The organism is Bacillus sp. LQ01, from assembly GCF_057624735.1.
On the sequence record NZ_JBYEZL010000002.1, the window covers coordinates 1,253,608 to 1,269,219 of the forward strand.

At 36.6% G+C, this 15,612-nt stretch carries 17 protein-coding genes; all 17 read left to right on the plus strand.

What is annotated here, in order from left to right; genetic code table 11:
* Positions 1 to 114: 114 nt before the first annotated feature.
* Positions 115 to 3,054 carry a formate dehydrogenase subunit alpha gene (gene fdhF / locus AC22L0_RS18920; RefSeq protein WP_087967725.1) on the plus strand — a complete coding sequence of 980 codons (2,940 nt, stop codon included), beginning with the start codon at positions 115 to 117 and terminating at the stop codon, positions 3,052 to 3,054.
* Between the two features lie 12 nt (positions 3,055 to 3,066).
* A complete protein-coding gene (locus tag AC22L0_RS18925; RefSeq protein WP_000729897.1) occupies positions 3,067 to 3,549 on the plus strand; it encodes a helical membrane plugin domain-containing protein in 483 nt (160 codons plus the stop codon).
* Between the two features lie 115 nt (positions 3,550 to 3,664).
* Positions 3,665 to 4,009, plus strand: a complete 345-nt coding sequence (locus tag AC22L0_RS18930) for a Na-translocating system protein MpsC family protein (protein ID WP_000039583.1) — start codon at positions 3,665 to 3,667, stop codon at positions 4,007 to 4,009.
* Between the two features lie 16 nt (positions 4,010 to 4,025).
* Positions 4,026 to 4,823 carry a formate dehydrogenase accessory sulfurtransferase FdhD gene (gene fdhD / locus AC22L0_RS18935; RefSeq protein ID WP_000802689.1) on the plus strand — a complete coding sequence of 266 codons (798 nt, stop codon included), beginning with the start codon at positions 4,026 to 4,028 and terminating at the stop codon, positions 4,821 to 4,823.
* 16 nt (positions 4,824 to 4,839) lie between these two features.
* The gene (gene moaA / locus AC22L0_RS18940; protein WP_000844124.1) at positions 4,840 to 5,856 is read left to right on the plus strand and encodes a GTP 3',8-cyclase MoaA; all 1,017 of its coding nucleotides are present in this window, start codon (positions 4,840 to 4,842) and stop codon (positions 5,854 to 5,856) included.
* A gap of 191 nt (positions 5,857 to 6,047) precedes the next feature.
* On the plus strand, positions 6,048 to 6,827 hold the full coding sequence (locus AC22L0_RS18945) for a formate channel (protein ID WP_087967727.1): 780 nt from the start codon (positions 6,048 to 6,050) through the stop codon (positions 6,825 to 6,827).
* Between the two features lie 24 nt (positions 6,828 to 6,851).
* Positions 6,852 to 7,868 (plus strand): molybdopterin-synthase adenylyltransferase MoeB, encoded by a 1,017-nt coding sequence (locus AC22L0_RS18950; RefSeq protein ID WP_084064048.1) that lies wholly within the window; start codon positions 6,852 to 6,854, stop codon positions 7,866 to 7,868.
* 17 nt (positions 7,869 to 7,885) lie between these two features.
* Complete coding sequence (locus tag AC22L0_RS18955) at positions 7,886 to 9,193, plus strand: molybdopterin molybdotransferase MoeA (RefSeq protein WP_087967729.1); 1,308 nt, start codon at positions 7,886 to 7,888, stop codon at positions 9,191 to 9,193.
* Positions 9,174 to 9,638 carry a molybdopterin synthase catalytic subunit MoaE gene (moaE, locus tag AC22L0_RS18960; protein WP_000438664.1) on the plus strand — a complete coding sequence of 155 codons (465 nt, stop codon included), beginning with the start codon at positions 9,174 to 9,176 and terminating at the stop codon, positions 9,636 to 9,638. The genes AC22L0_RS18955 and moaE overlap by 20 nt, the downstream gene beginning before the upstream one ends.
* A gap of 4 nt (positions 9,639 to 9,642) precedes the next feature.
* Positions 9,643 to 9,879: a molybdopterin converting factor subunit 1 gene (gene moaD, locus AC22L0_RS18965; RefSeq protein WP_000583943.1), complete on the plus strand. Its 237-nt coding sequence runs from the start codon at positions 9,643 to 9,645 to the stop codon at positions 9,877 to 9,879.
* 72 nt (positions 9,880 to 9,951) lie between these two features.
* Positions 9,952 to 11,001 (plus strand): P-loop NTPase, encoded by a 1,050-nt coding sequence (locus AC22L0_RS18970; protein WP_000957509.1) that lies wholly within the window; start codon positions 9,952 to 9,954, stop codon positions 10,999 to 11,001.
* Positions 11,002 to 11,016: 15 nt separating this feature from the next.
* Entirely contained in the window at positions 11,017 to 11,241 is a 225-nt protein-coding gene (locus tag AC22L0_RS18975) for a hypothetical protein (RefSeq protein WP_000752383.1), read from the plus strand.
* A gap of 42 nt (positions 11,242 to 11,283) precedes the next feature.
* On the plus strand, positions 11,284 to 11,682 hold the full coding sequence (locus AC22L0_RS18980; protein ID WP_000367289.1) for a hypothetical protein: 399 nt from the start codon (positions 11,284 to 11,286) through the stop codon (positions 11,680 to 11,682).
* Positions 11,683 to 11,864: 182 nt separating this feature from the next.
* On the plus strand, positions 11,865 to 12,113 hold the full coding sequence (locus AC22L0_RS18985) for a DUF1294 domain-containing protein (protein ID WP_000871349.1): 249 nt from the start codon (positions 11,865 to 11,867) through the stop codon (positions 12,111 to 12,113).
* Between the two features lie 92 nt (positions 12,114 to 12,205).
* A complete protein-coding gene (rarD, locus tag AC22L0_RS18990; RefSeq protein WP_000535537.1) occupies positions 12,206 to 13,147 on the plus strand; it encodes an EamA family transporter RarD in 942 nt (313 codons plus the stop codon).
* Positions 13,148 to 13,226: 79 nt separating this feature from the next.
* Entirely contained in the window at positions 13,227 to 13,652 is a 426-nt protein-coding gene (locus AC22L0_RS18995) for a divergent PAP2 family protein (protein ID WP_087967731.1), read from the plus strand.
* A 99-nt stretch (positions 13,653 to 13,751) separates the two neighbouring features.
* Entirely contained in the window at positions 13,752 to 15,605 is a 1,854-nt protein-coding gene (locus tag AC22L0_RS19000) for a terpene cyclase/mutase family protein (protein WP_087967732.1), read from the plus strand.
* The last annotated feature ends 7 nt before the right edge of the window (positions 15,606 to 15,612 follow it).

Below are 15,612 nucleotides of genomic sequence, written 5' to 3' on the forward strand. Positions count from 1 at the left end.
GGTATTTTAGCAAGATGTGCTAATAAACTACTCCACCATGATAATAACGTGCCGAAATGTGGTGCGTATATTTTCGTGGTGGAGTTTTTTTATTCTCAAAAAGGGGGAAAGACCATGAATAACAACATGGTTCATATTACAATTGACGGAAAAAAGTATACAGCGGAGCCCGGTTCAACGATATTGGGTGTTATTAATGAGAACGGGATTGAACATCCGCAAATTTGTTACGTGCCAGAAGTAGATCCTATTCAAACATGTGACACTTGTATTGTAGAAGTTGACGGAAAGTTAATGCGTTCTTGTTCGACGATAGCAACGGAAGGTATGAACATTGAACGTGCTTCTGTTCGCGCAAAAGAAGCACAAACAGAGGCGATGGATCGGTTACTAGAAAATCATTTATTATACTGTACAGTATGTGACAACAACAATGGGAACTGTAAACTGCATAATACAGCAGAATTAATGGAAATCGAACATCAAAAATATCCGTATGAACCGAAAGTAGATGTAAGTGAAGTTGATATGACGCATCCGTTTTATCGCTATGATCCTAATCAATGTATTGCATGCGGTCAATGTGTTGAGGTGTGTCAAAACTTACAAGTAAATGAAACGTTATCGATAGACTGGGAAGCGGAACGCCCACGAGTTATTTGGGATGAAGGAGTAAATATTAATGATTCTTCATGCGTTAGCTGTGGTCAATGTGTAACGATTTGTCCTTGTAACGCTTTAATGGAGAAAACGATGCTCGGTGAAGCTGGATTTATGACGGGATTAAAACCAGATATTCTTGAACCGATGGTAGATTTAATTAAAGAAGTTGAGCCTGGGTATAGCGGTATTTTTGCGGTATCAGAAGTGGAAGCGGCCATGCGTGATACTCGTACGAAGAAAACGAAAACAGTATGTACATTTTGTGGTGTAGGTTGTTCGTTTGAAGTGTGGACGAAGGGGCGTAAAATCCTTAAAGTACAGCCATCTTCAGATGCACCAGTTAACGCAATTTCCACTTGTGTAAAAGGGAAATTTGGTTGGGATTTCGTAAATTCTAAAGAACGAATAACAAAACCTTTAATTCGTAAAAATGGAACGTTTGTTGAATCTACATGGGAAGAAGCACTGAATGTAGTTGCAAATAAATTAGGCGCTATTAAAGAAGAGTACGGTAAAGGTTCTATTGGATTTATTTCTTCCTCTAAAATTACAAATGAAGACAATTATGTAATTCAAAAATTAGCTCGACAAGTATTTGGAACGAATAATATTGATAACTGCTCACGTTATTGCCAATCACCAGCAACGGATGGTTTGTTCCGTACAATTGGTATGGGCGGTGATGCCGGAACGATTAAAGATATTGCGCAATCTGGTCTTGTTATTATTGTGGGATGTAATCCGACAGAAGGTCATCCTGTTCTAGCTACACGTATTAAACGTGCACATAAATTACACGGACAAAAGTTAATTGTAGCTGATCTTCGTAAAACCGAAATGGCAGAGCGATCAGATGTCTTTATTAGTCCAAAACAAGGAACAGATCAAGTATGGTTAATGGCTGTTACGAAATATATGATCGATCAAGGTTGGCATGATCAGGAATTTATTAATGAGAATGTAAACTTCTTTGAAGATTTCAAAGAGAGCCTAGAAGAATATACACTTGAATATGCAGAAGAAGTAACAGGTATTTCAAAAGAAACACTTATTCAAATGGCTGAAATGATTCGTGATGCAGATGGTACATGTATCCTTTGGGGTATGGGGGTAACGCAAAATACAGGTGGTTCTGATACTTCCGCTGCAATTTCAAACTTACTTCTTGCAACAGGGAACTATCGTCGTCCAGGAGCAGGTGCATACCCACTTCGAGGTCACAATAACGTACAAGGTGCTTGTGATATGGGTACTTTACCAGGATGGCTTCCAGGATATCAGCACGTTACTAACGAAATGGAACGTGCGAAATTTGAAACTGCTTACGGAGTGAAAATTGATAGTGAACCAGGTCTTAATAATATTGAAATGCTTCACGCAATTGACGAAGGAAAAATGAAAGCAATGTATCTTGTCGGAGAAGATATGGCTCTTGTAGATTCTAATGCAAATCATGTACATGAAGTGTTGTCGAGCCTTGATTTCTTCGTTGTGCAAGATGTTTTCCTTTCTAAAACTGCTCAATATGCAGATGTTGTATTACCAGCAGCGCCATCTCTTGAGAAAGAAGGTACTTTCACAAATACAGAGCGCCGTGTCCAAAGATTATATCAAGTGCTTCCTACGCTAGGAGATGCGAAACCAGACTGGTGGATCGTCCAGGAGGTTGCGAATAAACTAAGGGCAAACTGGAATTATAGCCACCCAAGTGAAATCTTTGCTGAAATGGCAAGTTTATCACCATTATTCTCGCAAGCGAACTATGAAGTGCTTGAAGGATGGAACAGTTTCCATTGGGGAAGTTTTGATGGAACAAATACACCGCTTCTGTTCCAAGATGGATTTAACTTCCCAGATAAAAAAGCTCGTTTTGCGATTGCTGACTGGGTACGTCCAGCTGAATTTCCAGCTGAGTTCGACCTTCACATTAACAACGGTCGTATGCTTGAGCATTTCCATGAAGGGAATATGACAAATAAATCAACAGGTATTCAAACGAAAGTACCTGGTGTTTTCGTTGAAATCTCTCCAGACCTTGCAAAAGAACGTGGCGTAAAAACAGGTTCGTTAGTTCGTCTTGTCTCTCCTTTTGGAGCATTAAAATTACGTGCACTCGTTACAAATCGTGTAAAAGCGAATGAGTTATATTTACCGATGAACTCTACAGATAACGAAACGGCAATTAATTTCTTAACAGGTCCTGCTGTGGATGTACGTACGAATACACCTGCGTATAAACAAACGAAAGTGCGTATGGAAGTGTTAGAAGTTGATGGCGAAAATCCGATGCCAAAAGCGAACCCACGCAATAAAAAACGTCACCCTCAAGCTGGAATTGAGGTACATCGTAAGTGGGCACGTCCAGGGTATGTGCATTTAACGGATAAGTAGGAGGAGAAAACTATGGCTGCACCTATAAAAATGATTCAAAAACAAGAATTAACTGAGGAAGAAATAAAACAGCAAAAGTTAGATGATTTAAAAGAGCTTCTAACTAATAATGAGGAAGCTCTAAATCAGATGTTTAATATAGTAGGAGAATTAAATGACATTGGAATGCTAGAAGCTGCAAATTCAATGCTAAAAGCGAAAGAACCAATTGCGAAAATTGTTCTAGGTCAAGTAACTCGTGAGCCTGTTACAAATTTAATTAATAATATGATGGGTGCTGCAGGTGCGTTAACTGAACTTGACCCAGAACTTACGAAAAAGCTTATAGGTAGTTTATTAGTCGGACTAGAAGAAGGTAATGAACATCTAGAAAGTAATAAAAAAGTAGGGGTATTCGATCTTATGAAAGTATTGAAAGACCCAGATATTAACCGTGCTATCGGGTTTGGGCTTCATTTCTTAAAAGGTATGGGGAAAGGGTTAAAAGACGAATAAACTTCATGAAGTGAACCTTTCTGCCCAAATATTTGTACGAAATAGTTTGGGCGGAAGGCTCATTTTGGTAAAATATATAATAAAGTAAAATGAGGCTTTTGGGAGGTATAATTGTATGTCAAAAAAAGTACATGAATTTAATGATATGATACGAAAACTTCGAAAGGAACTTTTCGGAAAAGGACCAGAACGAATTCATACTGTTTTTGCGGAAAATATGGCTATAGCGACTCTTTATGGAAACTTAACACCTACTGAAAAATTTATTTCAAGTACGATGGACGGTGCGGAAATGGTTCATATGGCTAGAACGAAAATGATTCAAGAAGTGTATGCTGTGAATTCACGTGAACATTTGGAGGAACTTGTTGGAGCGAAATTAGTGAATTTGTTTTCAGATATGAAAGTAGAAGAAGATATTGCAGTTTCTGTATTTGTTTTTGATAAAAATATAACGTGAGAGAAGGATACTGATCGTGAAACCGATACAGGTAGAAAGAGAAATCTTTCGTTATGAACAAGGAGCATTTAAACATATAGAGGACAGCATTGTAACAGAGTTTCCTGTCACCATTAAAATGAACGGACAGGAGTTTGTTACAATGGTTAGTACTCCAGAATATATAGAAGATATGGTAATAGGCTTCTTAGCGTCTGAAGGAATCATTCGGAAGTATGAAGATATTGATAGTGTATGGGTGCAGGAGAAAGAAGGATTTGTGCATGTAACAACGACAAAAGTAAATCCGTATTATGAACAAATGCAAAATAAACGCTATATTACGTCTTGTTGTGGTATGAGTAGGCAAGGGTTTGTTTTTGCAAATGATGCACTAAGTGCAAAAAAAATGAAGGGTGTCCATGTACAGGTTGCTGCAGAGGATTGTTTTCGGTTAATGAAAGAAATGCAGCAATCTGCGGATACGTTTCATCATACTGGTGGGGTTCATAATGCAGCTTTATGTGATGTGAATGGTATTATTTTAAGTCGAATGGATATTGGTAGGCATAATGCATTAGACAAAATTTACGGTTATTGTTTAAGAAACGATATTTCTATAAAAGATAAAATCATTGTTTTTAGTGGTCGTATTTCTTCGGAAATATTATTGAAAGTTGCAAAAATCGGTTGTGAAATTATACTATCAAAATCAGCTCCAACTGAGTTAGCTTTGCAACTAGCGGAAGATTTAGGTATTACGACAATAGGATTTATTCGTAATCACTCCTTAAATGTATATACCCATCCAGAACGTGTTTTAAATATAAAATAAAAGTGAGGCAATGAAGATGAAATCAGTTACATTAGACAAGTTGCAACGTCCGTTAAAGGATTTACGTATTTCAGTTACTGATCGCTGTAATTTTCGCTGTCGATATTGTATGCCAGAAGAAATATTTGGTCCTGATTACTCGTTTTTGTCTAATGATAAAATTTTATCTTTTGATGAAATTGAAAGGATAACACGTATTTTCGTTTCTTTAGGTGTGAGAAAATTACGGATTACGGGCGGAGAACCGTTACTTCGAAGAGGGCTTCCAAAGCTTATTGAGCGCCTTAATAAAATTGATGGTGTAGAAGATATCGGTTTAACAACCAATGGATCGTTACTTAAAAAGTTTGCTCCTGATTTATATAAGGCGGGACTATCACGTGTAACAGTTAGCTTAGATTCCTTAGAAGAAGAGCGGTTTTTCTATTTAAATGGTAATAGGAGCAAAGTGCAAAGGGTTCTGGAAGGAATACAGGCTGCAGCTGAAGTTGGAATGAAAATTAAAATAAACATGGTCGTTCAAAAGGGGAAAAACGAACAGGACATTTTGCAGATGGCGCAATATTTTAAGGAAAATAAGCATATTCTTCGTTTTATTGAGTATATGGATGTTGGAAATTATAATGGTTGGGATTTAAAAGAGGTCGTCTCTAAACAAGAAATAGTAGATACGATTCATCAAGTTATGCCGTTAGAACGGATAGAAGCAAATTATTCTGGTGAAGTGGCTACTAGGTATCGTTATATAGGAAGCGATGAGGAAATAGGTATTATTTCATCAGTAACAGATTCTTTTTGCTCATCATGTACGAGAGCTCGTATTTCTGCAGAAGGAAAATTATATACTTGCTTATTTGCTTCTAAAGGAAATGATTTAAGGGAATTGCTTCGTTCTGAACATACAGATGAGGACATTACAGATGTAGTACGCGATATATGGAATAATAGGGAAGATCGTTATTCAGATGAACGCTTAAATCATACAAATAAGAAAACAATACCTAAAATTGAAATGTCACATATCGGTGGTTAATATATAAAGCTAGCTTCATAGTGAAAAATGGAAAATTTACAAGAGTTGTGGGTTTTCTATTTTATAGTAAAAGTGATGATTGATATCTCTGTAAAAGATGTGCAGAGAAATTAAGCAGCATTCAAAAACCTTTATTTTGAGGAGGTTTTTTGAAGCTGCTTTTTTATTTGGAGAAAATGGAGGAATGGGTAATGGCATTTCATAAGCCGGAACAAATTGCTGAGTTTGTCATTGAGGCCGGTGTTCAAAAAGTAAGACAGACATTGCCAGCGATGCTTATTCTCGGTTTTTTAGGAGGAGCGTTTATTGCGATAGGTTTTTTACTTAACATTCGAGTTTTAGGGAATTTACCTGAGCGCTGGGGAAGTCTAGTGAATGTTTTAGGAGGAGCAGTATTTCCTGTTGGACTCATGCTCGTAGTATTAGCAGGAGGAGAATTAATTACGGGAAATATGATGTCACTGTCTATGGCGCTTTATGCAAAGAAAATTACATTGATAAGCGTACTGAATAACTGGGTTTGGATTACTCTCATGAATTTTATTGGGGCAATTTTCGTTGCGTATTGCTTTGGGCATCTTGGCGGATTAACAGAGGGAGAGTATTTAAATAAAACGGTAGCGATAGCGGAAGGGAAGTTACATGAATCATTTGGGAGAACTTTAATTTTAGCAATTGGTTGTAATTGGCTCGTTTGTCTTGCTCTTTGGCTCGCTTACGGGACGAGTGATTTTGTCGGAAAAATCATCGGAATTTGGATTCCAATTATGGCATTTGTAGTGATTGGATTTCAGCAAGTAGTAGCAAATATGTTTGTCATTTCCGCTGTTATTTTTGCTGGTCATCTAACGTGGATGGATCTGGCTAAAAATTTTGTTCCTGTTTTTATCGGAAATGTAATTGGAGGAGCTGGGTTTGTTGGTTTTGCTTACTTTGCTTGTTATCAGAAACAACATTCTAATATGAAATAGAGTTCTTGAGAGGAAGGGTATGTAATGGCTGATCGGTATTCACGACAACAGTTGTTCAAACCAATTGGGAGTAAAGGACAAGAAAAAATTCGAAATAAACATGTGTTAATTGTAGGGGCAGGCGCATTAGGAAGTGCAAGTGCCGAAAGTTTCGTACGTGCAGGTGTTGGCAAGTTGACGATTATTGATCGTGACTACGTTGAATGGAGTAATTTACAAAGGCAACAATTGTACTCTGAACAAAATGCGAGAGAGAAAATGCCGAAAGCAATTGCTGCAAAAAATCGGTTAGAACAAATTAATTCGGAAGTACAAATACATGCTTTCGTAATGGATGCAACTTCAGAAAATATGGAAGGTCTATTAAAAAATGTAGATGTAATCATTGATGCAACAGATAATTTTGATATTCGATTTGTAATAAATGATTTATCACAAAAACATAATATTCCGTGGGTATATGGTTCTTGCGTTGGATCGTATGGTATGAGTTATACAATTATTCCACAAGAGACACCGTGTTTACATTGTATGCTTAAAAATATTCCTGTTACAGGTGTGACATGTGATACCGCTGGAATTATTAGCCCTACTGTTCAAATCGTCGCAGCATATCAAGTGGCAGAAGCACTCAAAATTTTAGTGGAAGATTTCTCAGCAATTAGAAAAACATTTTTCATGTTTGATATATGGAGTAATCAAAATCATTTTATAAAATTAGGGAAAATAAAAACAGACGCTTGTCTCTCATGCGGTTCAAATCGAACTTATCCTTATTTATCATACGAAAACCAAACGAAAGCAGCTGTTTTATGCGGAAGAAATACAGTTCAAATTAGAACAGTAGACAATAAGAAATACAATTTTGATGATATAGAAAAAGTATTAAAAAAATTGGGGAAAGTAGATCGGAATCCGTATTTACTATCTTGCCGATTCGATGATTACCGCATCGTTGTTTTTCAGGATGATCGTGTTTTTATTCATGGTACAAATGATATTTCGAAAGCGAAACAACTATATTATCGCGTATTCGGTTAATAGAGAGGGTGTCAATAATGGAAAGAAGAGTGCCAATTACGGTTGAAGAAGCTGTTCGTAAAGTGATGGGATTTGCTGATAAAGGCTTAAAGGAGCTATTACCAATTGAATTAGCTTATGGACGTATATTAGCAGAGGATTTAGTAGCTGACCATGATGTGCCGTCATTTAATCGTTCGCCGTATGACGGATTTGCTATTCGAGCAGAAGATACTAATTTAGCAAGTTATGAAACGCCAATTGTATTTGAAGTAATGGGTGAAATTGGCGCAGGATCGCTATTCCATGAGAAAGTAGGTCCGTTTCAAGCAGTTCGAATTATGACGGGAGCACAAATTCCGAATGGGTGTGATGCGGTTGTTATGTTAGAGCTGACTCGTCAATATGAGAAGAATGGCAACAATTATATGGAAGTGAAGCGATCATTCAAAACGGGCGACAATATTTCTTTTCAAGGTGAAGATGCTCGTAAAGGAACAGTTCTTGCAAAGAAGGGATCGTACATTAATCCAGGTATTTCAGCTCTTCTTGCTACATTCGGTTATAGTGAAGTACCAGTTGCGAGAAAGCCTGTAATTGGACTGTTAGCGACTGGGAGTGAATTACTGGATGTCAATGATTCATTACAGCCAGGGAAAATCCGAAACAGTAATACGTACATGATATTGTCTCAAATTCGAAGAGCGGGCGGAAGAGTAAAATATTTTGGGAAGTTTAGTGATGATTTTAATACGTGTTTTACAGCTGTGAAAGAAGCGCTTGGCCAAGTAGATATGTTAATTACAACGGGCGGTGTATCAGTAGGAGATTATGATTATTTACCAGCTATTTACGAAAAGTTAGGTGCATCTGTTCTTTTTAATAAAGTTGCAATGCGACCAGGAAGTGTTACGACTGTAGCACAATTAAATGGCAAGTTATTATTTGGTTTATCAGGAAATCCATCAGCTTGTTACGTAGGGTTTGAATTATTCGTAAGACCGTGTATTCGGACGTATATGTTTAGTGAAAAAGTACATTTAAAAAGAGAAAAAGCGTTATTAGGAGAAGATTTTCTAAAACCGAATCCATTTACAAGATTTGTACGAGCAAAATTGCAATATGATGAGGGGAAATTAATCGTTTATCCATCAGGGTTTGATAAATCTAGCTCAGTTTCTTCATTGGCAGAATCCAACGCGTTTATCGTATTGCCGGGCGGGACAAGAGGATATAAAAAAGATATGTTTGTCGATGTTCTTTTATTAGAAGATAACGAAGGTAGTGAATGGCCTTGGACATTTCATAAAGTGAGAGGTGGTTTTAATGGAACAAGTGCTATTTGAGATTGTAGATAATCCGATTTTAGTTGAAGAAGTAACGAATAAAGTCGCAAGAAGAGAAGCAGGTGCGATTACAACATTTATTGGTACGGTGAGAGAATTAACAAAAGGAAAACGAACGCTACATTTAGAGTATGAAGCATATAAACCGATGGCAGTAAAACAACTTATGAGAATTGGAGAAGAAATTTGTGAAAGATGGCCGGATACAAAAGTAGCAATTACGCACCGTGTAGGGCGGCTAGAAATAATGGATATTGCGGTAGTCATTGCAGTTTCATCACCGCATCGTAAAGTAGCTTATGAAGCGAATGAGTACGCGATTGAACGTATAAAACGAATTGTTCCAATTTGGAAAAAAGAATTTTGGGAAGATGGAACGATGTGGATTGGAGATCAACTTGAAAATACACCATATCCAGAAGGAAAACCAAAGAAGGAAGAATGAGAAAATGATTATAATTTTATTGTTTGCAAATTTGCGTGAGGAAGTTGGATCGGATCGATTAGTGATTTCAGAAAAGCAAGAAATGACAGTGCAACAATTAAAAGAATGGCTTAAAGCCAGCTATTGTTTACAATCGTTGGATAAAGTGATGGTCGCTGTTAACGAAGAGTTTGTAATGAATGAAGAGATGATAAAAGCTGGAGATATAGTCGCATTAATCCCGCCTGTTAGCGGTGGATGATAAGCTTTTTCACCAGATGAAGCGCCAAGAAAATGTTGTATATAAATTAGAATAAGAGAAGGGATGAGTTCTATGCTTACTCAAGAACAAATAATGAATGCATTAAAACATGTAGAGGATCCAGAGTTACACAAAAGTGTTGTAGAATTAAATATGGTTAGAAATATACAAATGAACGGAACAGAGGTTAAACTTGAAGTAGTACTAACAATCCAAGGTTGTCCGTTAAAAGCAAAAATTCAACAAGATATTGAAGAATCACTTCACGCAATTGGTGCCTCTAAAGTGGAGGTAACATTTGGTTCTATGACACAAGAAGAACGTACAGCTTTAACAGAGAAATTAAAGAAAAATACTAGAACAGAAACTGGTATGCCGAGCATGCTTCGCCCGGATTCAGGAGTACGTTTTATTACTGTAACGAGCGGAAAAGGCGGAGTTGGAAAATCAACGGTGACAATTAATCTTGCAACTGCACTAGCGCGTATGGGCAAAAAGGTGGGGATATTAGATGCAGATATATATGGTTTTAGTATTCCAGCTATGATGGAAACGAATAAGAAACCAACGATGATTGATCAAACGGCAATTCCAGTCATTAGTCACGGTGTTAAAATCATGTCGATGGGATTTTTTACAGAAGGAAATAACCCAGTTATGTGGCGCGGACCGATGCTAAATAAATGGATTCAAAATTTTCTTGCGAATACGCACTGGGGAGAATTAGATTATTTATTACTTGATTTACCACCAGGTACAGGAGATGTTGCGATCGATGTTGCAGCGATGATTCCGCAAGCGAAAGAAATAATTGTTACAACTCCGCACAATGTAGCTTCATTCGTTGCTTCAAGAGTCGGTGTAATGGCAAAACATACGAAGCATGAGATTTTAGGTATTGTGGAAAATATGGCTTATTATGAAGAACAAGATGGATCGAAAAATTATCTCTTCGGAAAAGGCGGCGGCGAAATGCTTGCAGAACAATTGCAAACAGAAGTAATTGCTCAAATACCTTTTGCGAAACGTGAAGAAAATAATGGTTCATCTGTATATGATGAAGATTCTCTTGTTGGAGAAGTGTTTACATCGTTAGCTGAGGATATTATTTATAGAGGATAGAGGGGGAAGTTTAGTATGGCATGTAACATTGATCATTCTATTGAAGATGTGATGAATAAGCTTGAAAGTCAAAAGAGTTTTTTATCAGAAGAGATTTTTAAAGGGTTAAAAAATTTTTTACAAGGTAATCACTCACAAGAAATATTAAATGATGTATTTCATCTTTTAAAAAAGTATGACTTAGTAAGTGAAGAAGAAAGAGAGACGAGAAATAATCAATTATTGTTGATTATAAAATAAGTATACTTTGGCTTTTGTTTTGTAACGGGAGGGGTAAATGGAATGGATATGAAAAAGATGATTGAAATGATAGAAGCAACAAAAGTGACTAAAGAAGAATTATCAATTTCTACTTTACATCAAGAGCTTGTGAAGTTATATAGTCAAAAAAATGTTGCTCATTATACCGAGTTATTAAAGTATATTTTATCATTATCCGTGCAGCTCAACCTACATCTTGTATTGAAATATTTTGGCGTGCGACCGGTTGTTGCGACAGATGAGCGTATGCAATTTCAAGAGATATTTAAATGCTTAGCTAAGAAAGATGAGAATGGGGAATGGTTTCTAAATTTTGTTTCTTTATATGTAGGGCTAATTGTAGTTCTTCGTTTTGATGAGAAAGTGATTGAGAGCAATTTTTTTGATGATATGGTAGTGGATGAATGTAATGAAATATAAGATTCTGCTCATAACATTTTTCTATTTAAATGCTTTAATTGTGATTTTAGTTGGTTATGTAAATATGAAGGTAACTAATTAAGAAAAAGGAATGAAACTAGTTGGATAAAAAGAGTTCTTCAGTTGTTTCCGTCGTTTTTTCATGTTACCATTAAGCGAATTTTTCATAAGGAGAGAAAGCGATGAAATGGATTTATTTTCTTATTATTAACGTTATAGCTTTTAGCCTTATGGGGCTTGATAAACGAAAAGCAAAGAAGAAACAGTGGAGAACGCCAGAAAGTACGTTGTTTTTATCAGCGGCAGCTGGTGGAGCAGTTGGAGCTTGGATTGGTATGTATATGTTTCATCATAAAACTCATAAAAAGAAATTTGTTTTCGGCATACCGTTACTTGTTGTAATAACGGTATGTTTATTATTCGTTGTATGAGAAATGTCGAAAGAAATGCAGATTGATTATTGGTAAAGTGAGCATGTGAGACCGTATAATGGAGAAAAAATGAGAAGAGGAGAAAAAGGAAGATGGGGAGTCAATCAGCAGAGCAAAAAAAAGGGATACTATATGCGGCTGGTGCGTATACGATGTGGGGAATACTACCAATCTATTGGAAATGGGTTGAGGAAGTCCCAGCAGATGAAATATTAGCACACCGCATCGTTTGGGCGTTTGTTTTTATGTTACTCGTATTAGGTGTTACGAAGAGGTTTCGCCAGTTTATTGGGGAATTTGTGAATCTTTTTAAACGACCTAAATTATTAATGTCATTAACAATAGCTTCAGTCTTGATTAGCGGAAACTGGTTTGTCTACATATGGGCCGTTAATCATAATCATGTCATTGAAGCAAGTCTTGGCTATTATATTAATCCGCTTATTAGTATTTTACTTGGTACAGTCGTTTTAAAGGAAAAGTTAAACTTTTGGCAATACGTTGCAGTTGGTTTAGCTGGAGTGGGAGTTATCATTTTAACAGTACGTTTCGGGGCTATCCCGTGGGTTTCTTTATCACTTGCCCTTTCATTTGGATTATACGGATTAACGAAAAAATTGTTAAACTATGATGCGACAATTGGACTTACGATGGAAACGATGTTAGTAACGCCGTTTGCGATTATTTATCTAGTAATGACAGGAGTACATGGTTTCGGCTCATTTGGCTCTATCTCAATGTTATCAACGTTACTTTTAATAGGAGCAGGCATTGTAACAGCATTACCACTATTTTATTTTGCAAAAGGAGCACAACTTATTCCGCTTTATATGGTAGGTTTTTTACAATATATTGCGCCAACAATTAGCTTAATTTTAGGTGTATTCGTATTTGGTGAACATTTCACATCTACACATATGATTGCATTTTTCTGTATATGGGTTGCATTATTTGTATTCTCGGTAGCGAAAACAAAGTTCTTAGTGCAGAAACAACCGAAATTTATAAAAAATAAATCAGCAAAAGTATCATAATGCGTAGTATTTTCTACGCATTTTTCTTTATACTGATACTATATAGGATTTCCATTATAGCTAGTAAGGAGCTGAGAACATGGAAACAATTTTACATAATGATCCGCTTATGGCAGCTGTAATTTCATGGTTTTTAGCACAATTAACGAAAGTAGTCTTTAAATTAGTTAAAACAGGTGAATTTGATTTTGCAAAGTTTTTTGCTTCAGGTGGAATGCCAAGTTCTCATGCTTCAACAGTTACAGCGCTTGCTACAGGAGTTGGAGTAGTGGAAGGTGTGGAAAGCTCGATGTTTGCGATTGCTACTATTTTTGCCATTATTGTTATGTATGATGCTTCAGGAGTAAGGCTTGCAGTAAGTAAACAAGCAAAAATATTGAATGACTTTTTTCACGGTAGAGAAACAGAATATAAGAAGTTAAATGAACTTGTTGGGCATACACCGTATGAAGTAGTAGTCGGTGCTTTATTAGGGATTATTGTCGGAGTAGGGTATTGTTTATGAGCAGAACATTTTATATGTTCTGCTTTTCTTTGTTTTTATACATATTCAGCTACCTTTTTGAATATCGTTATACGGATTTCGAAAGGGTGGGTGAGTAACTTGTTATTATATGAAAAAGTGCATGAAGAAATAGCGAGAAGAACAACTGCACTTCAAACAATGCAACGGCAAGATGGTACGTGGCGGTTTTGTTTTGAAGGAGCGCCACTAACAGATTGTCATATGATTTTTTTATTAAAATTATTAGGTAGAGATAAAGAGATAGAACCGTTTGTAAAAAGATTAGCATCACTCCAAACAAATGAAGGAACATGGAAATTGTATGAAGATGAAGTGGGTGGTAATTTATCTGCTACAATTCAATCTTATGCTGCCTTGCTTGCATCGGAAAAATATACAAAAGAAGATGCGAATATGAAGCGAGCGGAAATATTTATAAATGAGCGCGGTGGGGTAGCGCGTGCTCATTTTATGACGAAGTTTTTATTAGCGATTCATGGAGAATATGAATATCCTTCTCTCTTTCATTTGCCAACACCAATTATGTTTCTGCAGAATGATTCCCCTCTCAGTATATTTAAACTGAGTAGCTCAGCACGTATTCATTTAATTCCGATGATGTTGTGTTTAAATAAAAGATTTCGAGTAGGGAAAAAGTTATTGCCAAATTTAAATCACATTGCAGGCGGGGGCGGAGAATGGTTTCGGGAGGATCGGTCTCCAGTTTTTCAAACGTTAGTAAGTGACGTGAAGAAAATTATAACGTATCCACTTTCTTTGCATCATAAAGGATATGAGGAAGTAGAACGTTTTATGAAAGGGCGTATTGATGAAAATGGAACATTATATAGCTACGCAACTGCCTCGTTTTATATGATTTATGCTTTACTTGCATTAGGACATTCTATTCAATCACCAATTATTGAGAAGGCTATAATGGGAATTACATCTTATATATGGAAGATGGAGAGAGGGAGCCATTTGCAAAACTCTCCGTCAACTATATGGGATACAGCTTTACTCAGTTATGCTTTGCAAGAAGCTCAAGTTCCGAAAGTAAGTAAAGTGATTCAAAATGCATCAGCGTATTTACTAAGAAAACAGCAAACGAAGAAAGTAGATTGGAGTGTACATGCACCGGATCTCTTCCCAGGTGGTTGGGGCTTTTCGGATGTGAATACGACGATTCCAGATATTGATGATACAACTGCTGTGTTAAGAGCGTTGGCGCGAAGTAGAGGGAACGAAAATGTAGATAATGCTTGGAAGCGAGCGGTTAATTGGGTTAAAGGATTGCAAAATAATGATGGTGGTTGGGGAGCTTTTGAAAAAGGGGTAACGAGCCGTATATTAGCAAATTTACCAATCGAGAATGCAAGTGATATGATTACAGATCCTTCTACACCAGATATTACAGGAAGAGTGCTAGAATTTTTTGGGACGTATACGCAAAATGAATTGCCCGAGAAACAAAAACAAAGTGCGATAAATTGGTTAATGAATGTACAGGAAGAAAATGGATCGTGGTATGGGAAATGGGGAATTTGTTATATATATGGTACGTGGGCAGTGTTGACTGGTTTACGGTCACTAGGAATACCATCTAGCGATTCATCATTGAAACGAGCCGTTTTATGGCTTGAACATATACAGCATGAAGATGGTGGCTGGGGAGAATCTTGCCAAAGTAGTGTGGAAAAAAGATTTGTTACTTTGCCATTTAGTACACCATCCCAAACAGCATGGGCGTTAGATGCCCTCATTTCTTACTATGATAAAGAAACGCCAGTTATTCGAAAAGGTATTTCATATTTGCTCTCCAACCCTTATATAAATGAAAAATATCCTACTGGAACAGGTTTACCAGGTGGGTTTTATATTCGTTATCATAGCTACTCCTATATATATCCGCTACTTACTTTGGCTCATTATGCAAAAAAATATAGAAAATAAACCGAGA

What these genes read in the sequence shown, in the direction of transcription:
- moaE (WP_000438664.1), top strand. Translation starts at nt 9,174, where the DNA reads ATGGAACAAGTGCTATTTGAGATTGTAGATAATCCGATTTTAGTTGAA.
- AC22L0_RS18945 (WP_087967727.1), top strand. Translation starts at nt 6,048, where the DNA reads ATGGCATTTCATAAGCCGGAACAAATTGCTGAGTTTGTCATTGAGGCC.
- AC22L0_RS18950 (WP_084064048.1), top strand. Translation starts at nt 6,852, where the DNA reads ATGGCTGATCGGTATTCACGACAACAGTTGTTCAAACCAATTGGGAGT.
- moaD (WP_000583943.1), top strand. Translation starts at nt 9,643, where the DNA reads ATGATTATAATTTTATTGTTTGCAAATTTGCGTGAGGAAGTTGGATCG.
- AC22L0_RS18925 (WP_000729897.1), top strand. Translation starts at nt 3,067, where the DNA reads ATGGCTGCACCTATAAAAATGATTCAAAAACAAGAATTAACTGAGGAA.
- AC22L0_RS18995 (WP_087967731.1), top strand. Translation starts at nt 13,227, where the DNA reads ATGGAAACAATTTTACATAATGATCCGCTTATGGCAGCTGTAATTTCA.
- moaA (WP_000844124.1), top strand. Translation starts at nt 4,840, where the DNA reads ATGAAATCAGTTACATTAGACAAGTTGCAACGTCCGTTAAAGGATTTA.
- fdhF (WP_087967725.1), top strand. Translation starts at nt 115, where the DNA reads ATGAATAACAACATGGTTCATATTACAATTGACGGAAAAAAGTATACA.
- AC22L0_RS18975 (WP_000752383.1), top strand. Translation starts at nt 11,017, where the DNA reads ATGGCATGTAACATTGATCATTCTATTGAAGATGTGATGAATAAGCTT.
- AC22L0_RS18955 (WP_087967729.1), top strand. Translation starts at nt 7,886, where the DNA reads ATGGAAAGAAGAGTGCCAATTACGGTTGAAGAAGCTGTTCGTAAAGTG.
- AC22L0_RS18970 (WP_000957509.1), top strand. Translation starts at nt 9,952, where the DNA reads ATGCTTACTCAAGAACAAATAATGAATGCATTAAAACATGTAGAGGAT.
- AC22L0_RS18930 (WP_000039583.1), top strand. Translation starts at nt 3,665, where the DNA reads ATGTCAAAAAAAGTACATGAATTTAATGATATGATACGAAAACTTCGA.
- AC22L0_RS18985 (WP_000871349.1), top strand. Translation starts at nt 11,865, where the DNA reads ATGAAATGGATTTATTTTCTTATTATTAACGTTATAGCTTTTAGCCTT.
- rarD (WP_000535537.1), top strand. Translation starts at nt 12,206, where the DNA reads ATGGGGAGTCAATCAGCAGAGCAAAAAAAAGGGATACTATATGCGGCT.
- AC22L0_RS18980 (WP_000367289.1), top strand. Translation starts at nt 11,284, where the DNA reads ATGGATATGAAAAAGATGATTGAAATGATAGAAGCAACAAAAGTGACT.